13 protein-coding genes are annotated in these 26789 nt (G+C 67.4%); 4 read left to right on the top strand and 9 right to left on the bottom strand.

Annotated elements, in window-relative coordinates; genetic code table 11:
* Positions 1 to 13: 13 nt before the first annotated feature.
* Positions 14 to 787, bottom strand: a complete 774-nt coding sequence (locus tag ENSA7_RS19400; protein ID WP_106090798.1) for an SAM-dependent methyltransferase — start codon at positions 785 to 787, stop codon at positions 14 to 16.
* A 120-nt stretch (positions 788 to 907) separates the two neighbouring features.
* A complete protein-coding gene (locus ENSA7_RS19395; protein ID WP_106090797.1) occupies positions 908 to 2575 on the bottom strand; it encodes a zinc metalloprotease in 1668 nt (555 codons plus the stop codon).
* 244 nt (positions 2576 to 2819) lie between these two features.
* Here ENSA7_RS19395 and ENSA7_RS43885 point away from each other — a divergent pair, with 244 nt between their 5' ends.
* Both ENSA7_RS43885 and ENSA7_RS19385 read left to right on the top strand, forming a co-directional pair.
* Complete coding sequence (locus ENSA7_RS43885; protein ID WP_181233903.1) at positions 2820 to 3263, top strand: hypothetical protein; 444 nt, start codon at positions 2820 to 2822, stop codon at positions 3261 to 3263.
* Between the two features lie 34 nt (positions 3264 to 3297).
* Positions 3298 to 4203: a crotonase/enoyl-CoA hydratase family protein gene (locus ENSA7_RS19385; RefSeq protein ID WP_106090796.1), complete on the top strand. Its 906-nt coding sequence runs from the start codon at positions 3298 to 3300 to the stop codon at positions 4201 to 4203.
* A 606-nt stretch (positions 4204 to 4809) separates the two neighbouring features.
* Here the strand turns inward: ENSA7_RS19385 and ENSA7_RS19380 are convergent.
* The 4 genes from ENSA7_RS19380 to ENSA7_RS19365 all read right to left on the bottom strand — a co-directional run bounded on the left by ENSA7_RS19380 (position 4810) and on the right by ENSA7_RS19365 (position 19353).
* Positions 4810 to 11079: a DEAD/DEAH box helicase family protein gene (locus ENSA7_RS19380; RefSeq protein ID WP_106090795.1), complete on the bottom strand. Its 6270-nt coding sequence runs from the start codon at positions 11077 to 11079 to the stop codon at positions 4810 to 4812.
* Positions 11076 to 14507, bottom strand: coding sequence for an STY4851/ECs_5259 family protein (locus ENSA7_RS19375; RefSeq protein ID WP_146157874.1), 3432 nt, complete (start codon positions 14505 to 14507; stop codon positions 11076 to 11078). The genes ENSA7_RS19380 and ENSA7_RS19375 overlap by 4 nt, the downstream gene beginning before the upstream one ends.
* Before the next feature lie 597 nt (positions 14508 to 15104).
* The gene (locus ENSA7_RS19370) at positions 15105 to 17096 is read right to left on the bottom strand and encodes an alpha-amylase family glycosyl hydrolase (RefSeq protein WP_146157873.1); all 1992 of its coding nucleotides are present in this window, start codon (positions 17094 to 17096) and stop codon (positions 15105 to 15107) included.
* 94 nt (positions 17097 to 17190) lie between these two features.
* Positions 17191 to 19353 carry an alpha-amylase family glycosyl hydrolase gene (locus ENSA7_RS19365; protein ID WP_106090792.1) on the bottom strand — a complete coding sequence of 721 codons (2163 nt, stop codon included), beginning with the start codon at positions 19351 to 19353 and terminating at the stop codon, positions 17191 to 17193.
* 156 nt (positions 19354 to 19509) lie between these two features.
* On the opposite strand from ENSA7_RS19365, the gene ENSA7_RS19355 reads away from it, so the two are divergent.
* Positions 19510 to 21177, top strand: coding sequence for a carbohydrate porin (locus ENSA7_RS19355; RefSeq protein WP_146157872.1), 1668 nt, complete (start codon positions 19510 to 19512; stop codon positions 21175 to 21177).
* A 58-nt stretch (positions 21178 to 21235) separates the two neighbouring features.
* A complete protein-coding gene (locus tag ENSA7_RS19350; protein ID WP_106090843.1) occupies positions 21236 to 23062 on the top strand; it encodes an alpha-amylase family glycosyl hydrolase in 1827 nt (608 codons plus the stop codon).
* A gap of 4 nt (positions 23063 to 23066) precedes the next feature.
* Here ENSA7_RS19350 and ENSA7_RS19345 read toward each other — a convergent pair whose 3' ends face one another.
* The 3 genes from ENSA7_RS19345 to ENSA7_RS19335 all read right to left on the bottom strand — a co-directional run bounded on the left by ENSA7_RS19345 (position 23067) and on the right by ENSA7_RS19335 (position 26786).
* Positions 23067 to 25040: an AAA family ATPase gene (locus tag ENSA7_RS19345; RefSeq protein WP_106090789.1), complete on the bottom strand. Its 1974-nt coding sequence runs from the start codon at positions 25038 to 25040 to the stop codon at positions 23067 to 23069.
* Positions 25037 to 26230, bottom strand: coding sequence for an ATP-binding protein (locus ENSA7_RS19340; protein WP_106090788.1), 1194 nt, complete (start codon positions 26228 to 26230; stop codon positions 25037 to 25039). Before ENSA7_RS19340 ends, ENSA7_RS19345 begins: the two co-directional genes overlap by 4 nt.
* A 169-nt stretch (positions 26231 to 26399) precedes the next feature.
* On the bottom strand, positions 26400 to 26786 hold the full coding sequence (locus tag ENSA7_RS19335; RefSeq protein WP_244923846.1) for a response regulator: 387 nt from the start codon (positions 26784 to 26786) through the stop codon (positions 26400 to 26402).
* Between the last annotated feature and the right edge of the window lie 3 nt (positions 26787 to 26789).

The raw sequence follows: 26789 nt of genomic DNA, 5'->3' as shown, positions 1-26789 counted from the left end.
AGTATCACACGTTTCACCCCGGGGCCGTGAAGCTCAGGACCACGCCGTGCCGCTCCCGCTGAGTCGGGCTCCGGCAGGTCCACGCAGGATCCCCAGGAGGCGGCTGCGGGAGCTCGACGAGCTCGAGCGCGGCCCCAAACCCAGCCTCCTCGAACAGCCCCGTCACGGCCTCGGGCGTGGCCTCGCACGCACAGTCCATGTGGTGGATCAGGCGTCCACCAGGCGCGAGCGTGCGCAGCAGCTCGCGCAAGTAGGCGACGTCCCGCTCGCGGGACGACCTGCCGTCAAAGCACAGGGAGTCGATCATTAGCATCCGGTCAAACGACTGGTCCGGGACGTCGCTCAGCCCCGTGTCTCGCTCGTGTGCGCAGGCCCGAACCTCGACGCGGGCGCGGTCCGGGTTCACTCGCCCCGCCAGCTCGCGCAGCGCGACCACGGCCGCCGGATCGATGTCGGTCGCGTACACGACCCCCGCGGGCCCGAGCGCGAGCGCGGCTCGGTCGACAAACCAGCCCCGGCTGGCCCCAATCTCCGCGACGCGCATGCCCGGCTCGAGCTGCGCGTGCTCGAGCAGACGCTCGCGGGCTCGCTCGATCATCTCGGCGTGATCGCCCGATTCGGCGATGCGCGGGTCCGGCAGCGGCGGCGCCGGAACCTGGACCGGTGAGCCCTCCCCCGCCGACCCCTCGCTGCCCACGACCTCGTGCACGTCCGGGCCCCGCTCGCAGGCGACGGCGAACCCCAGGACGCTCGTCCACACGACCACGCAGAACGCGGCGCGATGCATGGGCGATGTCATAGCCGATCTGGCGACCGTCGGTAGGGACAATTCGCGGGGTGACCGGGCCTGCACAACTCACTGCGAGTCGCGGGAGCGTTGGGCGTCGGACCGTGTCAGCGTGATCGGTCAGCGGACCTGCGCGAGCTCGACCTCGAACACCCGACCATCGAAGTCGATCGCCACCCGCCCGACCGCGTCCGCTGGCAGCGGCACGATCACGCCACCGACCTCGCCCTCGCCCGTGATCTTCGCCGCAACCGCAGCCACCCACCTGCGGCCTTGGCCCCGCCCTCGGGCCGTTCGCGCGTCGGAGTTGGGCGTCGCGTGCACGACTGGCTGCCCGCGCATGACGTACCAGCGCGCGCTCCCGTCGGCCAGGAACACCCCATGCAGCGACTCGCCAGCCGTGGCGGCGGCCCCAGCGTTGTCCCAGCTCGACAAGGTCGAGATCCGCTCGGCGAGGTGGCGGTAGTTGTACGCGCTGATCCAATAAGGGTACGCATAGCTCATCACGTCATTGAGCGCGGGCCCCCACAGATCGTAGTCGTCGTGCCCGTAGCAGTAGTCTGCGAGCAGCAAGCCCTCGGTCGGCGCGATCAGCCAATTGTCGAGGGTCTGCATGGCTGGAAAGTCCCACTCGTTGGCCTTGGGGTGCCGACCCGCGCGGACCGGCCAGCCCCAGGTCGATCGGCGGCCGCAGTCGGGGCTGCCCAGACTGCCCGGCTGGTAGCCGCCGTCTTCGAAGCTGTGCTCGCGCCCGTTGCTGTGCCCAAGCTCGTGGGTGAAGTTGTTGGGGGATTCGCCCCAGTGGTTGACGGAGTAGGACACACGATCGGCCCCGGTGGAGTCGTCGACCAGCCACGCCATGCCCCCCGCCCAGCAGCTGCCCTCGTGGGAATTGGGGAAGATCGCGTGATAGTAGACATTGGGATCCGCGCCCTCGCCGTTGCGGTAGCCCGACACCTGGGCGAGGATGTTGTTGCCGTCGTAGCAATCGGTGATCTGAACCGGCGCGTGAACCTCGACCGAGATCTCGTTGACCGGATACAGGTTGTACAGGTCGGTCTCCATCACCTCCCGCAGCGCGGCCGGCAGCTCATAGCTCGCGCCGTCGATCGCTGGATCGTTGGCGGGCAGGATCACGACCTTGACCTCCATGTTGCCACCCACGACCGCGAGCGCGGCTGCGCCGTCGCCGGGCAGCCGCGGCGGATCGGCGTCCGTACCGGCCTGGCCCGGATCCGCTTCGAACAGGCCGATGATCAGTGAATCCCCGGCCCGCAGCGCGTCGGCCTCGAGCGGCACGGCGAAGCTGCCCGCGACGAAGCCTGGATCGGGCGGGCCGGAGATCAGCTTGGTCTGCTCGAACTGATCGACGGTGCCGTCGCTGTGCTCGAGCGTGACGCGAGCGAGGATGTCGCGAGGCACGAACTCGGGCTCGAGCGCCCAAAACACGCGCAGCAAGCCGGGCCGTCCGCCGATCAGCGGTGCGACCCACTGGTTCTCGGGCAGCAGCTGGCCGCCCGCGGCGATCGTGACGCCCACCGCCTGGTTGATCTCGACGGTGTCTATCGAGATGTCCGCCGCGTAGCTGCCCTGATCGGGATCAACTGGATCGCCGTCGCCGTCGCCGTCGCCGTCGCCGTCGCCTGGATCGCCATCGCCGTCGCCTCCACCGTCGGTCGAGCTGGCGTCGCCGAGGCTGACGAAACCGTCGCCGTCGCCGTCGGGACTGCCGCAGCCCACGATGACGAGCAGCCAGGCAGCGAGGGGGACCAGTGGAGAGCCGCGCACGCGGACACTATAGCGTAGAGCTGAGCGGAGATGGTAGTTAAATTAATCGAGTCCGTACAATTCTGACGCTATAGAGGATCACGTCGAGGCAGGTCTGAGCCACGGGCGTCCGCCGGACCCGTGGTTGAAATTGCGCAGACGAGTCCAGTTCACGGGCACAGACCATATGTTGGAGCCATATTATTTCATGTAAATTATACCAATAGTTCGAACGCGTGGCGCAGTGCATGCTCTGAACATGGACATGCGCAAGCTCTTCAACGTGCTCGTTCTCGTCGGTGGCCTCACGTCCGAGCTTGGCTGTGACCCCGGCGAAGACGACGGTGACACCGACGGCACGGCGGAGAGTGAGGACGGCGACGCGACCACGAGCGGCGACGGCGACGGGGACCCGCAGGACACGGGCGACGGCGACGGAGACGGAGACCCGGAGGGCACGGGCGACGGAGACGGCGATGGCGACGGGGACGCGACTGGGGATGGCGACGGGGACAGCGAGACGACCGGAGACGGCGACGGGGACAGCGAGACGACCGGAGACGGCGAGGACGGAGACGGCGACGGGGACGGCGACGGCGACGGCGAGCCGGACGGCGCCTGCGGGTGCTGCTGGGTCGTCGACTGCACCTACGGCGACGAGTGCTGCATGGACTGGGGCCCCGACGTCAACGACCCCGACTGCGCTTGAGCTCGAGCCGATCCCCGGCCATGGTCGTGGCGCCATGAACACGCTGACCTACGCAGTCACCGGCCGGATCGCTCGCATCACCCTGAACCGCCCGGACCGCGGCAACGCCATCACCCTCGACACCCCCCGCGAGCTCGCGCGCTGTGTCGAGCGGGCCGACCTCGATCCCGGCGTCCACGTGATCGCGCTGTCTGGCGCCGGCAAAGGGTTTTGTGGCGGCTACGACCTCGTCCAGAGCGCCGAGCAGATCGAAGACGAGGGCTTTGGCGACGCAGACCAGGCCGGGACCGCGCTCGATCCCGCGGTCATCGGCCGAAACCATGACCCCGGCCAGGTCTGGGATCCGGTCGTCGACTATCAGATGATGGCCCGCAACGTGCGTGGGTTCATGAGCCTGTTCCACGCCGACAAGCCGGTCGTGTGCAAGGTCCACGGGTTTTGCGTCGCGGGCGGCACCGACATGGCGCTGTGCTCGGATCTGCTGGTGATCGCCGACGACGCCAAGATCGGCTATCCGCCCGCGCGGGTGTGGGGCTGCCCGACCACCGCGCTGTGGGCCGCCCGAATCGGGATCGAGAAGGCCAAGCGACTGCTGTTCACCGGGGACTGCCTGAGCGGTAAAGAAGCCGTCGAGTGGGGCCTGGCCGTCGAGTCTGCGCCCGCCGAGCAGCTCGACGCGCGGTTCGAGATCCTGCTCGAGCGGATCGCCAGGATGCCCGTCAACCAGCTGGTGATGATGAAGCTGCTCGTCAACCAGAGCGTGGGCGCGGCCGGGCTGCAGGCCACGCAGATCCTCGGCACGGTGTTCGACGGGGTCACCCGCCACACCCGCGAGGGGTATGCGTTTCAGCGCCGGGCCGCCGAGGTCGGGTTCAAGCAGGCCGTGCGCGAGCGGGATGAGCCGTTTGGTGACTTCGGGCCGAGCACCTTCAAGGGCTAGCGCCAGCAGCCCGTACGGCGGGATGCGGATTTCCGCAACGATGGCGCGGCCTTGGCCCGCATCCCGCCGTGTTTGTTTGGGTTTCTCGTCTCGTGTGGTCCCGTTGGGTTCCCGGGTGGAGAGGCTGCTGCAGCAGAGTCACAGCACACTAGCAGCACGAGACTATTGGCGGCTGGACGGTGGCAGAGTGCGGCGACGTCGGGGCGTGTCGCTCCTCGAATGCCTGGGGGAACGCTATCAACTATCACGACAAAACCCGCTCAACGGCTATCGACGGCTAACGTTCATGATGCTCGACGACGACGTCGCTGGAGCGATCGACCTCTATGGTCTCCTCGAGGCGGTGGCACCCATCGCCATCCCGGGGCGAGACCGTTGACCAAGTTGCGGTCGGACGGGCCACGACCACAACTTCTCGGCCGTGACGGGACGCCACAGACCTTGTGCGGCGTCAGCCGCGTGGCCGGGGTCCCTGCCACTTCACTTGTGCGTTGACGAGTCGCTAGCGACGCAAACTCGGCCCAAGTCGGGTCAAAGACTGCGCGAATACGCGCTCAGCAGCGGCCACGCACCGAGCGGGTCTTTATGGGACGTTTCTGGCGCCCGTCAATCGGGCAGGTGCTGGACGTAGAACTGGCTAGGAAACGGCAGCCGCCGATCGACGACGAACTTCGCCGACATCAACTTGTTGGCCCGGGCCTTCGGGTCCGACCCAAACGGAAAACGGTCGGCGCGCTTGCCCTCCGTGAGGAACCCAAAGCCTTCATCAAGGCGCATCATCCAGCTGCCCCCCTCCCAGGTGAGGGTGAACCCGCGGTGATGCGGAAGCTGTCGGCGGTTGACTTGGCGCAGCTCGATCGTCAGGCCGAGCCGCTCGGCCGCCGCGGCAAGGGTCGAACTCCGGTCGGCATCGCTGCGCCAGTCATGGCTGAACTCGCTCGGGGTCCCACGGTTGTTGCCCGCGTCGGTCGGGATGGTGTTGACGACGACCTTCGTAGCATCGGTGAACGCGCCTGGATTCTCGGCCTTCAATATGCGCAGCGTCTCGAGCAGCAACCGCATGGTTAGCGGCGTCCGGAGGTAGCGGTCGGAGTACTCGATGGTCTCCAGCGGAGCACTCGCCAACCGCTTGCGCAGGTTCGGGACCTTGGTGTGGACCAGATTCCAGAAGTGGCGCCCGAACACCTCGGTGGACACACGCAGCTGCCCCTCGATGGCGATGCCGTGGTAGTCGCCGGCAGCGGAGGGAGCGGGAAGCGGCGGGCGGATGGCGTCGAGCGAGATGGGGTTCCCAGCCAGGGCTGGGAGCGGGGACGGGGAGCGGTCAACGACGCACACCTCCGTGCGACCCCACTGCGAGCCCGGTCCGCGGGCGTCGGCGGGGAGCGTGGCCCAGCGGACCGACTCGACCCCGCCGAGCTCGACGGCTAGCTCCGTCGGCGACCGACCGTCGTGCTCCCGGACCTCGAGGCCGAGGGCCTCGACCAACGTGGCGAGCGTCGAGCGGTTGCCAGCGTCGAGTTTGGTGACAGCGTTGGGCGGCACCAGCAGAGTGACCTTGGCGTGCGCGGCAGCCCAACGCAGCAACGACGCACGCGCGGACCAGGCGGGGAAGTCCCACTGCTCGACGTCGCCGCTCAGGTGAATGCGTAGGTCCCGGGCTTGGCTGCGGCGAAGCTCGCGATCGATGGCCTCCTCGAGCGGCTGGAACTCGGACTTGCTGTCAGGACCCAAGAGTCGGTCCTTGGCCAGGAGCTCGAGCGCATCGAGGAACTCGGTGGACAGAGCCTGTTCGCCGACGTGGCGGTTGAGGTGCTTGCTCTCGTGTTGCGTGTCGTAGCTGAGCAGGCACCCATGGCAGGCCTGGTCGCACTTGCGCTCGCAGTCCAGGTGCTTGCGGGCGGCACGCAGGAGCTCGGGCAGGAGTTCGGGGATGGCCCCGACGAAGCCAGCACCACCGGCGGCGGTGTCGTAGAGGACGATGGACCGGCCACGCATGCCAGAGGGGGCCTGCGAAGCGATGATGGCCCAGCCGAGCTCGCGGTCTTCGATGCCGAGCTTGGCGGCGGTCGCTCGGCGCAGGGCGACGGCGATGGTGCTCAGGGCCGTGCGCGAGGTGATGACCTGGCCTGAGGCGAGGTCGCAAAGCTGCAGCTCGAACACGTCGGTGCGGGACTCGACGCCGAGGTTTTGCCCACGCTTGATGCCGTGGGTGGAGTCGTTGGCCGGGCAGCGACTCGAGCCGTTGGCCTCCTTGCCGCCGCGGAGCTTGTAGTGGTTCTTCAGGGCGTTGGGCAGGGGCGGGTTCCTGGACCGGCCAGAATCGTCTGCGTCGCCGGACTCGGCGTGGGCCCGGCCGCAGACCAGGCAAATGGCGTACCCGCGGCCATGCTCGCCGCGGTTGTAGTGGAAAATCGAACCCTCGGCGCTGGTTCGCATGCGCCCAGCGTCGGGGCGAGCGAGCGGGACCCACGGTTCGGGGCCGACGGAGATCCACGGGCGCTCGACTGGGAGGTAGCGCTGGCGGAGATCGTTGTCGGGGTCCTGGACGATCGGGATGGCGAATCCAGCGGGCTGCAGGTAGGGGATACGGTCCGGCTTCGCCGCTCCGCAACCGGTGCAGCTGTCGACCCAGCTCGAGACGGTCCCACTGGCGCCGCAGTCTTTGCAACGCCAGGCCTGGCGGAAGGACTGAATCTCTGGATGAGGCTGGTCGCCGGGTGGGGTCTGCCAATTGAGGGTCACGCCCCCGCTGGTCCAGACCTCGCCGTCGATGACGATGCGGGCCCCAGGGGCATACTCGCGGATGGCCTTGGGGAGTTCGCGGCTGGCCCAGGCGCGGCCGCGCGATTGGCCGTCTTCGCGGCTGTTCTCGTCGTCGTCCTGCCCGGCCTTGCGCCGAGCTTTTCGTGCTGCTTCGGCCTTGAGGTCGCCGATGTTGCTGTTGATGAACGGGACGACTCCGGTGGGGAACCCATAGCCGGGCAGGAAGCCGCGGTTGGCGAGCTCGCCGAGCAGGTACTCGTTGCGGAGGCGTCGGAGCTGGCGTTGAATGGCGAGTTGGGCCGGGCTGGCTACGTCGTTTTTCTTGGGCACGCCTCCGGCGTTGTCGAGGTCGGACACGAGGCGGTCGATCTCGGCCCGCCACGGCGCGACGATGTCGTCGAGCATGGCGGCACTCGCCTCGAGCAGACGGTCGAGCGGCTGGCCGGCGAGCCGGGAGTTTCGGGTCAGCAGCTCGGCGACACCTCGGGCGAACCGGGTCTCGGCCTCGCGCGCGGGAGTGTCCCGCAGCCATTTGCCGAACAGGTCGGACGCGGAGAGGCCCTCTTTGCTCGGAGGCTCGACGAACCACTCGGTGCGGAGGCTCAGGCCGTCAGCACCCTGCTCGGCCAGGAAGCTGGTCAGGGCGAGGGCGTTGATGTGGCGCTGGACGATGCGGTTGCTCTCGAGCGAGACCCGCGGGACGTTGATTGGTGTCGTGAACGGCCACATGGGGTGGCGGAACACGGCCTCACCGTGGGGCATGGCTTGGCACATGGTCAGGCTGACGGCTGCGGTCTCGCCACGCCGGCCCGCCCGACCTGCACGCTGTAGGAAGTTAGCGGGTCCAGGCGGGGCGTTGTTCATGGCGACCGCAGACAGGCCACCGATGTCGACACCCATCTCCATGGTGGTCGAGCAGCTCAGCACATTGACGTCGCCCGCTTTGAACTGCTTTTCGATCTGCGCGAGGCGGCTGCCGCTTTGTTGGGCGGAGTGCTCGGCGACACGATAGTAACGGGCGGCGGTGGCGAGGCGGTCGCTGAACTCGGTCCAGACCCCGCGGGTGCGGGCGATGGCGATGTCTGGGTCGGTTTCGAGCCAATGGGGGATGGTGCCGGGAGGGATCGGGCGTCCGGTCGCGTCGCCGCGCTCGGGGAACGGGTGTGGGAGCCGGGGCATGGTCACCGGGCGGCACTGCAAGTCGGCGTCCTGGCGGCGAGGAATGTAGGGGGTGGTCTCGCGGAAGGTCGTGTCGAGGATCCGGCGGGTGGTCGGACAGATCCACGCGTGACTGATGCTCGTGAGCACCACGGAGTCCTTGTGGCTGAGCTGGTGGCCGTCGGCGAAAGGCTGGAGCACACGCCGCGCGTCGGTCCAGGCCTGCTCGAGCAGCTCGTTGATACGTGTGCGATCCTCGGCGACCCCGGTGTCGAGCCCGAGAACGCGCGCAAGGAGTTTGACGAAGCGTGAGCCCATGCCACCTTCGCGGATGTAGGGCCAGAGCATCTGCTTGTTGCGCTGGCCGACCTCGGCATGAGGTCCGAGGATGAACTTGAGCGCGAAGTGAGTGCCCATCCAATCGAGCCACTCGCGTTTGGCGGCGACGGCTGTGTTGCCACGGACCCCAAGGTCGAGCAGCAGCTTGATGAACGACCGCCACTCGTGGGCGCTCAAGCCTTCGCGGGCGACGACCGACGGCACTCCACCAGCAGCGATTTGGTCGAGCTCGCGGTAGTCGACGGCGACGAGACCGAGGGTCTCGACCGAGTTCTGCCGCATCGGTCGGCGGGCAAACTCGCGAAACAGCAGAAACTCGGACAGCTCGTAGAGCTTGCGGTCGTGGCCGTCACTCTTCCAGGCTGGTTGAATCCAGTGCTGGACCGCGTTCGAACCAGCGAGGGACTGCACGGCTTCGGGCCACGTGACGGTGCCGACGGCAGGGGCAGACAGTCGCGCCCGGATCTCTTCGGCCTGGCTAGCCAGCATGGCTTGGACCGACTCGGGCATGCCGGGCTGCGCGAGCGCGAGTTCGAGACCTGCGAGTTTCTCGGCGTCGTTGGGCAGAGCGGGACTGGTGATGCGGCTCTGGACGAGATGGTAGATGTGACTGCGGACGAAGTTGCGCTCGGCCTCGATCTGCGAGCGCAGCGAGAAGCGAGCGGTGCCCTGGCGACTGTCACTGAAGGTGATGATTCGCCGGCCGTCGAAGGGCTTCGACTTCGGGTCGTCTTTCTGGGGCGGAACGTGCTCGAGCAGGGTTGGCGTGGACACACCGAGCAGGAACGGCGCGCCGAGGTTCATGCTCCGGAGCATCTCGCCGCGGGCAAACTCTCGCTCGCCGCAGCGCGGGCAGGTTCCCTGCTCGGTGTGCCAGCGGGCCATGAGGTGGCTGGTGCCGGGGGTCGCCCATGTGCCAGTGGCCACGTTGATCTCTACGGGGAGGTCGGACTTGTGGTCCCGCTGCCGCCAAACCAGCATGCGTTCGCCGGGTTTGGGCGGTGAGTCTGGATCAGGATCGGTCTCCTCATCGATCCCCGGCTCCTGGCCGGACTCGTCGCCGGATTCGTCGTCGGAATTCTCATCGCTGCCTCCAACCGGCACGAGGCGAGGCTCGGGGTTCTTGGGGTCCTGCTGATTCTCCGCCGCCAGATACTCGGCGCCACAGCGCCTGCACATGACCAGCTCGAGGGCCAGCGCTCCACAGTCGCACTTCGATCGGTGTTCGAGGAACACTCGCCCGAAGTCCCAATTGTCGAGCTCGGGCTGGCGCTCGGAGCAGTTGGGATCGATGCAGCTCCACAGCCCTGGCTGCGTGCGCTGGAAGTAGTGGGCACGCAGGGGTAGGAACGGCTGCTTGTCGAGGGTCGCCATGCGGGCGACGTCGAGCAGTTCGAGGGTCTTCTCGATCGTGTCGGGGTCTTTGTCACCGAACGTGGCCTCCGCGAGGACACCCGTCTGAGTGGGGCCCTTGGACAGGGTGTCCCGGAGCGTGCGCACCGCTGGGACCGTGGCGAGAGACCGGAACCTGTGTCCGGGCGAGGCACTAGCGAGGTCGCTGAGGTCACCGAGTTCGTTCGATTGCGATACGAGCTCCTCGGGCAGATTCGGTGTCTCGCGCGAACCCTCGACCACGTGGACGCGGTCCTTGGGCAGGCCGGCGATGTCGGCCAGGTACGCTTGTAGCTTGTCGCGTGACTCTTGGTCGCCGAACTTGCCGATGGTGGCCGATGTCGCAACGAAGCGGACTTGCTCGGGCTCGACCTGGAAGGCGTGGAGCACCCGGCGAAGCAAGAGCGAGACCTCGGCGGCCTGCGAACCAATATAGGTGTGGGCCTCGTCGAGGACGATCCAGCGCAGCTTGCCCTTGGACGCCTCGAGGATCGGGGCGTCTTGTTGGCGCACGAGCATGTACTCGAGCATCGTCGCGTTGGTGATCAGGATCGGTGGTGGCGACCGCCGAAGTGCAGGGCGACCCATGACCTCCTGCGGCACCTTCTTGGCCTCATGGGCGGGCGGGTCGACTTTGGGGGTTTGGCCGTTGTAGAGGCAGAATTTGATGTCTCCGCCGAAGTCATTGGTCCACGCTCGAAGCCGGTCGCGCTGGCTGTTGATCAGGGCGTTGAGCGGATACAGAAACAGGGCCTGAACCCCGACCAAGCTGGCCCCGCTCGCACGCTGGCGGGCGAGCGAGTCAAGAATTGGGACCAGGAAGCACTCCGTCTTCCCCGAGCCGGTGCCACTGCTCACGACCACCGACTGTGCCGGCTCCTCTTTGAGCTTGTTCCAGGCCTCGACCTGGTGGACGTAGGGGTTGAAGGACTTCTCGAACCGCTCGGACTCGGCCCGATCCATGGCATCGACGAGCGAGTGATGCAGCAGCGAGCCGCCGAGCGAACTCATGGGCGCGTGGTGCTCCTTCCACCCGAAGGTGGCTTCGAACACGGGGTCGGCGAGAAAACTGCCATCGGCGCCCGCTTGCCGCTCGAGATGTTTGGTCAAGAACGCACGGAGCCCAGGCGAGAGCGGATTGAGATAGCTGATGACCGCGCGCGAAGAACGGAGCGCAAGTTGGGTACTGAGCGAGGAGTAGAAGTCGGCGTGGGTGGTCATTGGAAGGTCTCGGGATCGCTCTCGAGCATGATTCCGATCGCCGCAGCGAGGCTCGCCTCGTAGCAGTGGTCAAACCATGTATTGTCGAAGGCCTCAAGCTGGCGGAGAGCGAAGATCTGCTCGGGGTTGAGTTTGAGCCCGCAGGCCGCCGCGATGGCGGCCTGGACGGGGGCGTAGGTGACGAACCGGGTCTTCTCGCGGATCTTGTTGGCGAAGACGCCGAGCGGAAGCAGGCTCTTGGGGACCTGACCCGGAAACTCGTCGAGGAGGTCGCGAGCTGCTTGGAACGACGGCCACGATCGGTCGTCAGCGTGGGTCCGGAACAGGTTCATCCGGGCTTCGTCGCGGCCCTCGAGCAGGGGGGCGCGTCCCAGGCCCCCGGGGAAGGCGAGAAATTGCATGTACTGGCCTGGCTCAGCCCCGAGCAGCGCGCATTCGATGAGTTCACGGACGATCGTGAACCCGTGCAACCGGGCCTCGATCGCGCTCAATGTACTAGCGAGCTGGTTCCGGGCGGCATCCAGGACGATGGGCTGAAGTCCCTCGTCGAGTTTGGCGACGTCGGCTTCGATCCGGGCCCACCACAGCCGAAAGCCGGCAATCCACGCTTTGACGGGGACCAACTTCCACGCGAAGCTGAGTTGCTCGAGAGCGGTCCACAGTGGTTGTAATCCCACCGAGGGTGACATATCGATCAACGTGTAGACGCACAGCGTCGGTTTTCGCACCGCGACGTCGAGCACGTCGTAGGTCGTGGCGGGGAGTGTGGCGAGTGACCCAAGGAATGGGGTCAGTTGGGTCCACTCGGGGTGGGAGGGGTCGGCGATCAGTTCGTCGAGGACCTTGCTGATCGCAGCGAGTCGTACCTGCTTCCAGGCGACGCCGACGGCGTCGGTGAGCGTCGAGATGTCGTCGAGTTCGGGAGCGGGTCCAGAGTCCCGGGGCGGGTGCCAGATCACCGGCCGTGCACAGCAGCGCCCCTCACGAGAGCCGATCACGAGCCAGGTTTCAGCGTTGTCTTCGTCGAGTCCGATCGTCCATCCAGCTGGCGACCGCTCCATCGAAACCGGTGTGGCGTCGGGCGAGCGTATCGGGATTCGATGGAGTTCCATCCCCATAACGAGTTCGTCGACGAAGGTCTCGCTCTTGTCGGGCAAGACCATCACGCCGGTGTGCTCGGGGGTCACCATCATGGAAAGTGGGAAGCGTCGGACGTTCAACCGGGTCTTGCCGGTTCGGGTCTGGACTACGAGCCTCACAAACGCGTTGAGCTCGGTGGTGCCTGCGAGGCGCAGACCCACATCATCTACGAGTCGAGAAAGATCGAGGGCGAACCGACGGATCAGCGGCGCGCCACGTTTACTCAGCAGCCGGAGCTTGTGGGCAAAGTTCGAATCGCTGACGAACCCGCCTGGGCGATCGGTGGCGCTCTTCAGCTTCGCTTCGACAAAGGGATGTGGCTCGTGACGGGGCAATAAGGCCTCGACCCGGCACCCACGAAGGTTGTCGAGGGCGACGGTGGCGTCATTGGGGAGCACTCGACCAGCGTTGTCGATGAAACGAATTCCGACCTTGGGAAACGGGAGCCACAGCTTCATGGCGCGCGACTCCGTCCAGCGAAGTTGGACTTGGACACGCGCCGGAGCGTCGTCGGTCGAAGTGACGGCCCAGGCGAGGTTGCCTGAATCAGCCAGCGACACCACCTCGAAGCCCGCATCAGCGCGCAGGAGACCGTGGCTGGCCTCGGTCCCATCGAGCAGGAGTTCGGCGGTGTTGTGGTCGCTCGTGGGGCGGATCTCGAAGACCGTGGCTTTGGGCACGATGAGGAGCGAGCGGGCGAACGCAGTGGTCCCGCCGCGCCGAAGACGGATCTCGACATGGCCTCGACAAGCGTCGGACAGGCGGGCCCAGGTGTGGCCGCCGTGTTTGGGTCGCCATTCGAGGTCACGGGGGTGCACTTCGCGACGGACGCCGAACATGGGCTCCTCGTAGACCCGAGGCACGCCTCGCCAGACCGGGGGTCGAAGTTCCTCACCGAACAGCGGCCCCTCGAACCGGTAGGCCTGGGCATCGTCCTCGCTGGCCGAGGCCTCGACGACGTAGCGCTCGCCAGAATCCACGTCGTTGATGTGGATTGGTCCACCAGTGACTCGAACAAGGGCACGGACTCCCTTGTGAGTGATGAGTTGACCGTGTGGCTCAGTACCCCGGAGGGTCGAGGGGCAATTGGCAGGCAGGGCGACCAAGACGTCGCTCGACCGCACGCGGGCCGAGCCTTGCGCGATGAGCTTCCATTCTTCGCCGCCGCCTTCATCCTGCCCGTCGGCGATGAACACCCAGGGCCCGTGGTCGAGCCGCTCACCACCTCGAAGTAGCTTGCCGGGGAACGCCTCGCTCACGGTGTCCGCGAGCACCACCAACTCGGTCGCGGAGAACGAGACCAGCGCACCCTCGACCAGCGGCACAAGTTCGAAGGGGTCATCCGCCTTCCACTGAGTGGCGATGGCGAGCGGTCGCGGCCCGCTCCCGTCGTCGATCAGGATGCGAACGCGACGGGGATTGTCGTCCGCTTGGGGATCGAGGTCGAGCAGTTTCCACAGCTCGCGAGGCTGCATGCGTCGAGGGGGCTGGAGCACACGTTGGAACGACCATTCGCCGTTGCGGAGCATCAGCCGGGTCTCGACTGTGAGACCGAGGCGTCCGCTGGTGGCGATTTTCTGAGCGTCCTCGACTAGACCGCGGACCAAGGCCGCGGCGACGTCGCTGTCGACCAAGATCGGGAGTCGCTCCTGCCAACCTGTTTGGACGCGGTCGAGTTCGAGCACAGGCTGCTCGGCGTGAGCAACACTCTTGCGCAACTGCCAGATGTGATTGACGAGGGCGGGCGCGAGTTCGTAGATGTCGGGATGACGCCAGGCCTTGGGAAGGTCGATCGCCGCAACCTCTGCCCACTTTGCAGTCACCTCGACGCCGGTGCTCTGGATCTGAAGCAGCTGGCGGAAGAACCGGCGGATCGAGGTTTGGGAATCGAGCAGGAGTTGGAGCGGGAGACCACCCTCGCGCGAGAGGCTACCCACGAAATCGCGCCAGCTTCGGGTCGGCGTACGAACGATCCGCAAGTGCCGGCCCCAGTAGCGTAGTCCCTGCTCGATCTCGCCGTAGAGCTCGGTGTAGGAGCAGTCCCAACCAAGCGACTCGAGCAGACCCTTGAAGGTCAGTCCTTCACCATGTCGTCGCCACCACTCCGCAGCGTAGAGGCAAAATGCCCCGCAATCGTGGGCACTGACGAACAGAGTCTCGGACACGAGCGCTTGCAGCGATGCGAACTCGGCCTCCCTGGTACGATACTCGAACAGCGGCCGACCATCGGGTTTGACGAGGTTGCGCCCACGGAGGAACTCTTGCAGCCATCTTGCTGTTGTCGCCATCATCTTGCTCGGAGTCGTTCCCCTCGATCGCCGGGAGCGACCAACCTGGCGCCGATGGTGGCGTGATTACCAGCCGCCGGCAAGGGGAAGTGGTGTGATCGTTGGTCCGTGATCTCGTTGGGATCAACCACATCGATGAGCTGGACAAGTCGGCCGTGCAAATCGGCCAAGCAACGTTCGGGAAGGTTTAAGCACTCTCCGATCCGATCGGACAGGTTCCTGCACTCATGGAAAGACCTGCTTGTGGCAGGCGACGAGCCCAGGAGCGAGCCCGGGGAAAGTTCCTTAACACTTTGCCTTCACGAGTCTGTGAGCAAAAGCGGCCCATCTTGGGCCGGGTAACGGATGGGCCGGGGCGGCTGCCCTTCGATCTGTAGTGCAGCCCGTTCAGGACACACCCGTGTCCAAAGGCCGGCGTCGTGCAAGCGCCTGGATGGGTACGTCGAAGTCGCAGTCACCGCCGCGTCCCACGAATCGCTCAGGCACGAAAGAGATCTGCTCCCACGCGCGCTCGACTCCGACCGCGGCGATCGGCTCGAGATCACGATCGCTTCGGCTCGCGCTGGCGAGAACGCTTCCCGCCCCTGGTCTCCCCGGTCACTGCGGCAGCAACACCATGCTGGTCCGAGCCGGCAAATCGACCCCCGGACCAGCCACGTTCTGCCCGGTCAGAAGATCCTGATAGCTCCCCCCCGGCAGCCCGCCCGCGCTGCGGTTGCCATCCGACCGGTTGATCGCCACGTACACGCTGTCCGAGCCAAAGCTCATCTCGTACACGAAGGTGTCCGCGTCGGCGCTGAGCGTGGTTCGATCCCCGCGGCGCAGCGGCATCTGCTCGGCTCGGATCGCGTTGAGGGTCATGACGTGATCGAGCAGCAGCTCCTGCCCGGCGCTGTAGCCATCCCACTGCATGAAGCGGCGATTGTCTGGGTCGCCCGCGCCGGCCATGCCGACCTCGTCACCATAATAGATCAGCGGCGCCCCGGGGGTCGTCAACAAGACCGAGAAGCCCAGGGCCACGCGCTCGAACGGCGCCAGGTTCCCTGGCAGCGGAATGTTGGACCACGCCAGATCCTTGCCGTCGGTCCACTCGCTGTTCCACACCGGCTGATCCTCGGCGAGGTGGATCACCCGCGGGATGTCATGATTCCCAATGAAGGTGCTCATGATCCCGGCGCCATAGTAGTCGTCGTTGCCGTCCATGAACGCGGCAAAGTCCGACATTGCGCCGTTGCGCATGAGCAGCTTGTTGGCCAGCTCCATGCGCAGCGGAAAGTCGAACTGGCCGTCGAGCATCGACGAATTGACGTAGTAGGCGATCAGGTCGCGGTCCCCGGTGAAGGTCTCGCCGACCATGTAGAAGTGCTCACCGGTGTTTGGCTCGACCTCGCTCTCGACCCGCGCGCGGAGATCGAGCAGCCACTGATCTTCGATGTGCTTGACCGCGTCGAGCCGGAACCCGTCGACGCCGGTGTCGGCGATCCACTGCATGGCGTTGCCGACCGAGTAGTCCCGCGCGCCCGCGTCGGTGAAGTTGAAGTCCGGCAGGTAGGGCGTGAACCAGCAGCGCCGCCCGTCGGCGCCGTCCCACCCGCAGCCGCCCCCGCACACACAGTCGCCGCCCTGGCCGTTGTCGTTGGGCCAGAACCACCCGGGGTTCTGCGCGTAGATCGGCGCGCTCGAGTGCACGTGGTTCATGGCGTAGTCGAACAGCACCTTGATGTCGTGGGCGTGGGCCAGCTCGACGAGCGCCTGCAGCTCGGCCAGGGTCCCAAAGTGCTCCTCGGTCTGATCGAGGTTCTGCGGCCAGTAGCCGTGATAGGCCGAGTATTGATGGCCGTCGGTCCCGGCCCCGCTGGCCTGGGTGTTGTCCATGGGCACCGACAGCCACAGCACATTCACGCCGAGATCGTCAAAGTAGCCCTCGTTGATCTTTTGCGAGACCCCGGCCCAGTCGCCGCCCTGCCAGTCGGCCAGCGCCTCTACGCCGATCGGGCCGTCGTTGCTCATGTCGCCGTTATAGAAGCGATCGACGAACACGAAGTAGATGACCGCGTCGCGCCAGTCAAAGTCGCCGATCAGGTCGGACTCGCAGTCCCAGTCTTCACAGGTGGTCGCGTCGAGCACGGAGTTGAACCCGCCGAACCCGTCGTCGACCTGATTGGGGTTGTTGGGGTCGGGGATGTAGCCCTGCCCGCCGTCGACCCTGAATTTGTACTCGACGGGGGTGTCCCAGGGCACGCCCGTGATCACCCGCCAGGTCCCGCCGTCCAGGGTCATCGACGCGCCAGCGGTCCAGCCGTCGGACGAGAAGTCGCCGATCACGTCGACGCTCGAGTAGCTCATGTCGGGCAGCGTGAACTCGTGAGGGCAGCGCTTGTCGGCGTCGTCACACTCGGGCGGGCCCTCGTCGCCGTCGCCGTCGCCCGTGTCGGGCTCGCCGGTGGTCGTGGACGTGCTGCCGCTCCAGTCGCTGCCGTCGTCGGGGCTGTAGGTGTCGCTGTTGGGCGGATCGCCGTAGTCGTCGTCGGACTGAAATTGATCGACGGCGCAGGCCGGGAGCGCGAGCAGCAGCGGAGTGAAAACCAAGGTCAGGTGAGTGCGCACAGCCAGGTGGTTCCTCGAGAGCAGATGCAGGCCGCTAGAGTACCGCCTCTGGCGCGGCGCGAGGACCACGGTCGCCTCAGCGCAAGCAGGGATCGTCCGCGGCGAGCAAGACCATCGCGGCGCGCGGGCCAAGCTCGACCTCGGCGCCCGCACCAAGCTCGACCGCGCCGCCTCCGAGCGCGTCCACGAACGTTCCGCTGATCGTGCTGGTGCCGGGGATCGGGATCACCCGCGGCGCGTCGGCCCGCGAGATCAGCACGACCGCGACGCCCCCATCGCCGGCCGAGCGCGCGTAGGCGTAGGTGTCGTCGCTCACGTGCAGGGTCTGGCGTAGCTCGGAGCGCAGCGCGGGCGCGCAGCGTCGCAGCTGGCCCAAGGTCCGGGCGCGATCGAGCAGCGCGAGGCGGGCCGGCGACAGCGACTCGAGCGAGGGCATCACCCGGCGGTTGTCGGGATCGTCGCCGCCGGCCAGGCCGAGCTCGTCGCCATAGTAGAGCACTGGCATCCCCGGCAAGGTCAGCTGCAGCGTCAGCGCCAGGCTCACCCGGTCGAGCGCCGCGAGCTCGAGCTCGTTCACGCCCTCGGGCTGCGACGCGGGCTGGTCCCAGGGGTCGCCGGAGCCGTCGCCGACGACCGTCGAGACGAAGCGCTCGACGTCGTGGTTGCCGAGCATCCGCGCCAGCACGGCCCCCGAACCGCCGAGCTGCGCGTCGATGTGATCGAGCAGCGCGTCGAGGCTGGTGAACCCGGCGCTGTCGGTTGCGAGCACGTCCCGCAGCGCCCACATCAGCGGAAAGTCGAACACGCTGTCGAGCCCGCCGGGGCCGAGATAGCGGCGCAGACCAGCGACGCCCGGGGTGCCCGAGCCGGTGAACACCTCGCCGAGCACCAGGCGATCGACGCCCGGCGCGGTGTGCTGGTGAACCGCGTGGACGATCCGCCGCGAGGCCGCGCGCGGCATCATGGGGACCGCGTCGACCCGCAGGCCATCGACCTCGAAATTGTCCAGCCACCACAGCAGCTCGCCGACCGCGAAGTTCATCGCGTCGCCGTTCTCGAGCCGCAGATCCGGCAGGTAGGGCGCGAACCAGCAGTCCTGCATGTTCGTGGCCCACGGGCAGCTCGCGGTCCCACACACGCACTCGCTGGGGTGCTCGTTGAACCACCCCAGCGTGCCTGGATCGCCGACGATCTCGTGGGTCTCGTAGACATGGTTGGGGACCACGTCGAGGATCACCGCGACCCCCCGCGCGTGGGCCGAGTCGATCAGCGAGCGCAGCGCTTGCTCGCCGCCGATCCGGGGCTCGACCGCGCGCGAGTCCGTGACCCAGTAGCCGTGGTAGCCCTCGTAGAGCCGCCCGTCGGTGCCCAGGCGCGGCTCGACCGGGTTTGCGTAGACCGGCGAGAGCCACAGCGCGCTCACCCCCAGCGCCTCGAAGTAGCCGCTCTCGAGCGCGGCCTGAACCCCGCCCAGCGTCCCGCCCGCGCGAGATCCCGGGGTCGGCGGGGCGGCCAGCGCGAGGCCGTCGTCGGCGAACAAGCGATCGGTCACGACTTGGTAGATGACCGCGTCCGCCCAGCTCGGCGCGATCGGATCGACGAACACCGAGACCCGAGCCCGAGCTGCCCGACCCGCGAGGTCATGGGCGCGCAGCTCGAACGAGTGGCGGCCGCGAGCGAGCGGCGGGCTCGACAGCTCGATCGTCCCGTCGGCGGGCGTGGCTGCGTCGACGGTGAGCGCCGCCTCGACGCGAGCCGGGTCCAGCCGCGCGTCGGCGTTGACGGCCAGGAACGACGCCGAGATCGCCAGCTGGCCTGCGTCGACCTCGACATCCTCGGGCTGCACCCGCAGGGTCGGCACCGTGCAGTCCTCGATCTCGAGCCGCGAGACCTCGCGCCCGTCGTCGAGTCGAAAGCTGGTCAGCGGGTTGTGCGGGTCGAGCCGCGCCGAGCCGCCGTCGACGACCAGGTAGCCGTACTCGCCGGCCGGCAGATCCAGGCCCAGCACCCGCCAGCCGTCGTCGCGGCGCAGCATCGAGGTGCCCGGGCTCGCCCAGCCGTCCCAGCTGCCAACGATCTCCACGCTCGCGCTGGGGTGGCCAGGCCACGCCCAGATCACCGCCGTGCAGTCGCGGACCGGCGGACCGTCAGCGGCCTCGCCATGCGTGCAGCTGGTGATGAGCACCGCCCACACGATGGCGCGCAGACCACGACGCACACGCTCCCGCGGCTTCGCCACGGCGTGACTCTACTACCCGAAGCGGACGATGTCTGAGGTATGGTGCCAGCGGTGACGACCCACGGGTTCCGAGGCGCGGTCAGCCAGCTCAGTCAGCTGGCTTCAGCTCGGGCGAGGCTCGCCCGCTTGCGGACGCCCTTCGTAGACTGGTGCGCCGTGAGCCACGGACTCGTGCGGGTCAGCTGGGTCACTGGCCTGATGCTCGCGGTGCCCACGTTGGCGTGGGCGGCTCCACCCGAGGACGCAGGCCCACCCGCGCCCGTGAGCGAGCCGCCGCAGAACACGATCGACGCCGAGCAGCTGCGCCGCATGCAGGAGCAGCTCGACGCGCTCGAGTCCGAGGTCCAGCGACTCCGCGGCGAGCTCGAGGACCGCGAGTCTCAGCCGGTCCCCGAGCCACCGCCCAAGCCCGAGCCTGCGCCGGAGGTCGAGCCAGAGCCAGAGCCAGAGCCAGACCAGCCGACCACGGTCGGCGTCGCGTCAGACGGCCAGCGCCCGCCCGACTACGCCGACGGCTTTCACTTTGGATCCTACGGTCGCGTGGTCGCGGCGGGCGACGCCCGGGGTCGGCCAGGCCGCGACGCTGACATCGTCGGGCGCGGCTCTCGGTTTGACGAGTCGACCTACGCCGAGCTCGAGCTGCGCCGCGAGGATTACTGGAAGCAGACCGGCGCCTACACTCGCGTGGTCGCGACGGTCGCGTTTCGCCACCCGATCTTCCACTACAGCGGTGACTTCGACGCCGCGATCGCGCTGCGCAACCTCTATATCGAAGAGACTGACCTCGGCCTGAAGCGGCTCTCGTTCTGGGCCGGGTCCCGCATGTACCGGGGCGACGACATCTACGTGCTCGACTGGTGGCCGCTCGACAACCTCAACACGATCGGCGGCGGCGCTGGCTATCAATTCGAGGGTGGCACCTTCATCAAGGTCCACGCGGGCGTCAACCAACCCCAGACCCGATTCTACACCCAGCTGGTCGCGCGCCCGCTGCCGCTCAACCAGCCCGGTGAGACCGACGTTGCGATCTTGGATCGCCAGCAGATCGTGAGCAGCTACAAGCTTGGTCACGTGTTTCACATCGGACACAGCGGCGGCGGCGTGAAGCTGGTCGGCTACGGCGAGACCCACCACGTGCGCGCCGGTCAGCGCGAGCTGCTCGGCGAGTTCCGCGAATTCGAAGCCGTCCCGCCCGACAACGGCTACGTGGCTGGCGGCGAGGTCAGCCTGTTCACGGGCAAGCGCAGCACCCACCTCAACCTGTGGGTCCGTCACGCCTGGGACCTGGCGGCCTACGGCGAATTCTCCCGTCCGACCCAGCTGGCTCCAAATGGCACGACCAAGGGCGCGCGCGAGCTGATCGTCGCGCTTGGTGGCAACTACGAGGTCAGCTTCTTTGGCGTGATGATGGGCGCGTACTTTCGCCGCTATCGCAACGCCAGCCCCGACCTCGATCTGTTCGATCTCAACGAGGGCATCGTGCTGGTCCGGCCGCAGTTTTGGTTCGGCAACGTGGCCGGCACCGCGATCGAGGCCAGCTACCAGGCCCAGCAGCGCGCCGCGTTCCCCAACCTCGAGCAAGACACCACCGGTCCGCTGTTCGCCAGCTTGTGGCGCGTGGGCGTGATGCCGTTCTGGGCGCCGGCCGGCCGGGGTTCGTACGCGCGGCCGCATATTCGGGCGTTCTACATGGCCACGATCCGGGATGATGGCGCTCAGTCGCTCTACGCCCAAGACGACGTGTTCGCGCAGCGCGCCGTCGACCACTTGATCGGCTTTGGCGCCGAGTGGTGGTTCGGCAGCACCTCCTACTTCCGGGACTGACATGCAGCAGCTTCGTCGAACCTCGAGGGTATTCACAAACGCCATCCGGGCGCTGTCGTTGAGCGCCGCCCTGCTCCCGCTCAACAGCTGCCTGGATTTCCAGGGCTACGAGCAGACCCCCAAGCTGACCACCGAGGTCGAGGACTGGCGCGACGAGGTCATCTATCAGGTCCTGGTCGACCGCTTCGCCAACGGCGACAACGCCAACGACTATCGGGTCCAGCTCGGCGCTCCGGCGCGCTACCACGGCGGCGACTGGCAGGGGCTCGAGGACAAGCTCCCCTATCTGCAAGCGCTCGGGGTCACGACTTTGTGGATCTCGCCGGTCGTCAAGAACGTCGAGACCGACGCCAACGTCGACGGCTATCACGGCTATTGGGCCCAAGACTTCACCGAGCTCAACCCCCACTTTGGCGATCTCGTCGCGCTGCGGCGCCTGGTCGACGCGGCCCACGAGCGCGACATGTTGGTGATCATCGACATCGTCGCCAACCATGTCGGGCAGCTGTTTTATTACGACATCAACCTCAACGGTCACCCCGACGAGCAGATCCAGGGCAACGGCGTCGACTCGCCGGTGATGTACATCAACGAGTACGACCCGGACTTCGACCCGCGCGGGATCCAGTCGTTCACCTCGCTGGGCGAGGCCGGGCCGGCGCCGATCATTTTTGGCAATGACCCTGCGACCAACCACATGCCGCCCAACCCCGAGGTGTTTCGCAACCCCGCGATCTACAACCGCAAGGGTCGGACGCTGAACTTCGACGAGGAAGATCAGCTGCTCCACGGTGACTTCCCCGGCGGACTCAAGGACGTCGACACCAGCCGCTGCGACGTCAAGCAGGCGTTCGTCGACGTCTACGCGCGGATCATCGAGCAGACCAACGCCGACGGGTTCCGCATCGACACGATCAAGCACGTCGAGCACGAGTTCTGGCGCTACTTCTCGCAGCGCGTGCGCCAGCGCCTGGCCGAGCAAGGCAAGCACAACTTCTTCATGTTCGGCGAGGCGTTCGACGGTCGCGACGATCTGGTCGGCTCGTTCACGCAGAAGCTCGAGCCCGACCCCAGCGAGCTCGACTGCGCGGCCGGGGGACCGGCGCTCACGGGCGATCAGCTCGACAGCGCGTTCTACTTCCCGCAGTACTTCCAGGCCGTCCGCGACGTGTTTCAGCAGGCCCAGTCGACCGATCGGATCCAGGCGCTGTGGGAGCAGCGGACCACCAATTGGGGCACCGAGCCGGCCGAGGGTGGGGTCGGCGTGGCGCCGTCGGACATCCCCGTCAACTTCCTCGATAACCACGACGTGCCGCGCTTCTTGTATGGCGTGCAGGAGCTGTCGCTCGAGGTCCAGCGCAAGCTGCTGCGCAACGGCTTGGTGTTTCTCTATACCGCGCCCGGGGTGCCCTGCCTGTATTACGGGACCGAGCAAGAGCTGCGCGGCGGCAACGATCCAGCCAACCGCGAGGATCTGTGGGACACCGGCTACGACCAGAGCGGCGGGACCTTTCAGTGGATCGCGCGGCTGGCCAAGATCCGGCGGGCCTACGCGTCGCTGCGGCGCGGCGACGTGGCCGTGACCTGGGCCAGCGCGCGCACGGGCGACGAAGAAGACGCCGGGTTGTTCGCGTTCGAGCGCACGGGCGGGACCAACAAGAACAGCTACTCGCTGGTCGTGCTCAACTCGAACCAGGTCCACGCCAGCCACACTGGGTTCGAGGGCGCGACCATGCCGGTTGGCGCGCCCCCGGGGCTGGTGCTCGAGGACGTGCTGTCCGGCGACAGCTATACGGTCGCTGGTGACGGTACAGTCGACATCACCGTCGAAGCCATGTCCGCCGCGATCTTGGTGCCCGCGAGCGACATCGTGAGCCTGAACTGAGCGCTCAGGTGGGCGCGGCGTCAAACCCAAAGTGGGCCAGGCCGTCGGTGTCGCGCAGCCGGATCAGGCGCATGCGGATCAGCTCGCGCTCGGGGCCTGCGAGCCGAGCCACGGCGTGCCGCGCGGACTTGCAGCGCAACAGCTCGGGCTCGAACAGCTCGACGCCGAGCTGCTCGTGAACCAGCTGCCCGAGCCGGGCCAGCGGCGCGAGCGGGCGCCGGGCGGCGAGCCAGGCATAGACGCCGAGCCGCATCGCCGTGATGAAGCCCGGGTCGCGCCATGCGTTTGGTAGCGGAGCCGATCCTGGCTGCAAGCTGGCCGCGATACACAGGACCTGGAGCGTCAGGCACGCGAGCAGATGCCTGGTCGCGGGCTGCGTCGCGCCGACGGGCCACGTGGGCGCAGACGCGTTGATCGACTCGAGCACCCACGCCGCGGCCGTGGACTCAGTGCGTGGCTCGGACTCGACGTTCGCGTGATCGAACACCGCACAACACCAGGCACGAACTAGCACTTGCCGAGCGGGCTCCGCCACACCCGAGAGCGCCGAGCTCGCGTCCAGGCCAGACGACCTGACAGGCCCGAGCGCGCGGGCATGCCACGCCTCGTCGATGTCGCCGACGAGCTCGCGCTGGGCGTCGCCACCAGCGAGTGCCCGCTCGAGCGCAGCCCGTAGACGTGTCGCCGGATCTGCTGACGAGGCCTGCGGCTGGGTGGTCGGAGCCGGTGCGCCAGCGTCACGGGCGATCGAGGCGCCGCCGCCCGGACGCCCACTCAGCGCGTACACGCTCGGCATCGGGCCGGGATCATGAGGATCCGAGAACCACTCGCTGACGACCCCCGTGAACTGCTCGAGCTCGCGCTGCTTGGGCTCGCCGGCCCACGCGATCCGATGCAGCGGATCCGCGAGCTCATAGAAGCGCTCGCGGCCGAGCTCGAGCTGGACGACCAGCCCATCGCCCCGCAGGTGCCGGATCGAGCCCGAGGTGGACCCGTGCGTGCTGAAGGTTCGCTCGGCGATCTCGCCGACCGACAGCGGCCGCCAGTGCTCGGCCAGCAGCTCCATGATGTTGCGCTGCGCGGGAGAGATCCGCGCCAGCTGCTCCCGAACATAGGGCGTCTGCTGCTCGGCCAACCCCGCGAGCGCGCTGCCGAGGTCGACAGCTCGACCGCCCGGCCCCCCGAGCCGCTCGAACGCCAGCGCCATCGCCCGCGGGCTGCCACCGAGCAGCAGGCGCAACGCCTTGACGCGCGCCAGACCGATCGGCGACATGAGCTCGGCGACCCGCTCGGGTTGCTCGTGGGCGTTGGCCAGCGCGACGAGCAGCTCGCGGCAGTGCGCGGCCGACAGCGGCTCGAGTCGCTGGATGTTGAAGGTTCCGTGAAACGGCGCTTCGTGCTTGGTGAACGATGGCAGCAGCGAGCTCGCCCCCGCGAGGATCGACCAGCTGCGCTCGGTCTGCAGGATGTTGCGCAGGCGCTGCTGGCCCAGGCGCCCGAGCGCGTTGAACAGATCGTCGAGGTGTTCGAGCACCACGATCATCGAGCGCCCAGCCAGCCGCGCGCGGATCAACGCGACCGCGCGCCGCTCTTGATCGCCGTCGGTCTGCCGACGCAACGACTCGAGCGCAGGCGCGACCGGCCCGACGTCGGGATCGTCCGGGAACTCCCGCAACAGCACCGCCAGCAGCTGCACCAACGACGTGGGGTGGAGCTGCTCGGGCGGCGCGACCACCAGGGTGCGATCAGCCAGCTGCGCGGACCCACGCAGGCGATGCTCGAGCACGCCGAGCATGTGACTCTTGCCCGACCCACGCGGACCAATGAGCAGATCAAAGCGGGCCTGGCGGCTGGCGACCGCCCCCACGATCGAGTGTTCGAGGTGACGCAGCAGCGGAGCCCGGCCGACCGTCAGCGCCTCGAGCTGCGCGGGCGCGAGCCGGCGAGGTGAATAGGGTGACGACCGCAGCTCGTTCACAGCCCACGCTCCGCGATCCAGAACCGACGCAAAAACCCGAACATGAAGTCCAGCCGGTCGTGCTCGATGCGACGCAAGTAAAAGTCGTCCTCGAGGATCCGGATGGTTGCGAGCACCCCGTCGCGTGGGTGGCCAGCCAGCACGGCGCACACGCCCGCGCGATCGAGGGCGGTCGGGCTGCTCGCCAACACGTCGAGCACCGCGCGGGCGAGCGCCGCCGCGTCGGGGTCGAGCTCGCGCTCGAGCCGGTCGAGGTAGTGGTTGAGATCGAGCGGATCGCCAGGCGGCGTCATGAGAGCCGCGAGGCAGCCGGGGATGTCTGCGCGGCTTGGCACCGGCTGCTGAAGCAGGCGCTCGACGAGCAGCTGAATCACGAACGGGTGCCCCTCGCTGACACGCACGATCTCGTTGATGAACGCGGGCTCGCGCGCTTGCTCGGCGTCTCGCAAGAGCGCGCAGATCAACGCCTCGGCGCCCCCGGTTGCAAGCAGGGGGACCAAGCGCTGCGCGACGTCGTTGAGCGGCCGGTTGCGGTAGCCGTGCTCGCGCCGGAGCCGACGCAGGAGCTCGCCGAACCCGATCGAGCCGGTCAGCACCATGCGCACGCGGGAGTGGCTCTGTCTGATCGCGCGCAGCAAATCGAGGAGCAACATCGCGTCGCTGGCCCCACCGGAGTTGATCAGCTGTGCGATGAACAGCGTGACCTCGTCCCACATCAACACCAGCGTGCGATCGTGGAGCTCGAGCTGCTCTTGGAGGTCATCGAACAGGCGCTCGAGCAGCCGCTTCCAGCCGACGCCCCGCAGCTCGAGCTTGATCTTGTGCAGCTCGACCACCCCGAGCTTGGCCAGAAACTCACGCGCGCGCAGGGCCTTGGTCTTCCAGGTGCCGAGCAGCTGCTCGACGTCCTCGAGCAGCACCTGGGCGAACTCCGAGGTCGACTCGAGCCCCTCGAGGTTGCGCCGCGCGACGACGAAGCCCTCCGGGGCCAGCAGCTCCATGCGCACCATGATCGAGGTCTTGCCGATCCGCCGCGGGGCCAGCAGCGCGAGGCTCTGGACATGCAGCGTCTGCCAGAACTGGTCGATGAGCAGATCCCGACCGACCACGTGATCTGGCGCCAGCGCTCCGCCTGGGTTGGGCCGCATCGAGCGGGCCGGGGCTGGATATTCGTCAGTCGGATCTGACATATGTCGATTTTACTGATGCATTGCTGGCTGTCAACCTCGAAATTTGGCGATCCCCGCCGCTGCGTGGATCGCCAGACACGACAACGACCCGACAGCGTGCTCGCCGCCGGCTCACTCACGACGTTCAGGCCCGCCCGATCACCGAGCCGCCTCGCGACCAAACGCGCGGCTACGACTCGGCTTCGCCGGTGACCGCTTCGATCAGATCATCGAAGTCCAGCGGCTTCTCCAAGAAGCGCTGGACCAGGCCCGGATCGAGGAAGTTGGCGAGGTCCATGTACGAGTGTCCCGACACGAGCATGCGCTCGGTGTCCGGGTACTTGTCTCGCACTTGTCGCAGCAACCACGCGCCGTTTGGCCCCTTCATGGTGAAGTCGACGATGACCGTGTCGTAGACAATCCCCTCGAGCTTGGCCTTGTCCAAGTGCTCGAGCGCGGCCTCGGCTCCCAGCGCGACCTTGACCGTCGCGTGGCCATCGAGCAGCCGCATCATCGCCTTCAGAACATCGATGTCGTCATCTACGACGATGACTCGCTTGCGTCCTTCTTCGTCCACAGG

The organism is Enhygromyxa salina, from assembly GCF_002994635.1.
In the GTDB taxonomy this organism is placed as follows: Bacteria; Myxococcota_A; Polyangia; order Nannocystales; family Nannocystaceae; genus Plesiocystis; species Plesiocystis salina_B.
This window is presented reverse-complemented; position numbering and strand designations above follow the sequence as displayed.

Excerpts from the sequence above, each read along its gene's own strand:
- ENSA7_RS19380 (WP_106090795.1), bottom strand. The coding sequence starts at position 11,079 with ATGACCACCCACGCCGACTTCTACTCCTCGCTCAGTACCCAACTTGCG.
- ENSA7_RS19340 (WP_106090788.1), bottom strand. The coding sequence starts at position 26,230 with ATGTCAGATCCGACTGACGAATATCCAGCCCCGGCCCGCTCGATGCGG.
- ENSA7_RS19400 (WP_106090798.1), bottom strand. The coding sequence starts at position 787 with ATGCATCGCGCCGCGTTCTGCGTGGTCGTGTGGACGAGCGTCCTGGGG.
- ENSA7_RS19385 (WP_106090796.1), top strand. The coding sequence starts at position 3,298 with ATGAACACGCTGACCTACGCAGTCACCGGCCGGATCGCTCGCATCACC.
- ENSA7_RS19375 (WP_146157874.1), bottom strand. The coding sequence starts at position 14,507 with ATGGCGACAACAGCAAGATGGCTGCAAGAGTTCCTCCGTGGGCGCAAC.
- ENSA7_RS43885 (WP_181233903.1), top strand. The coding sequence starts at position 2,820 with ATGCGCAAGCTCTTCAACGTGCTCGTTCTCGTCGGTGGCCTCACGTCC.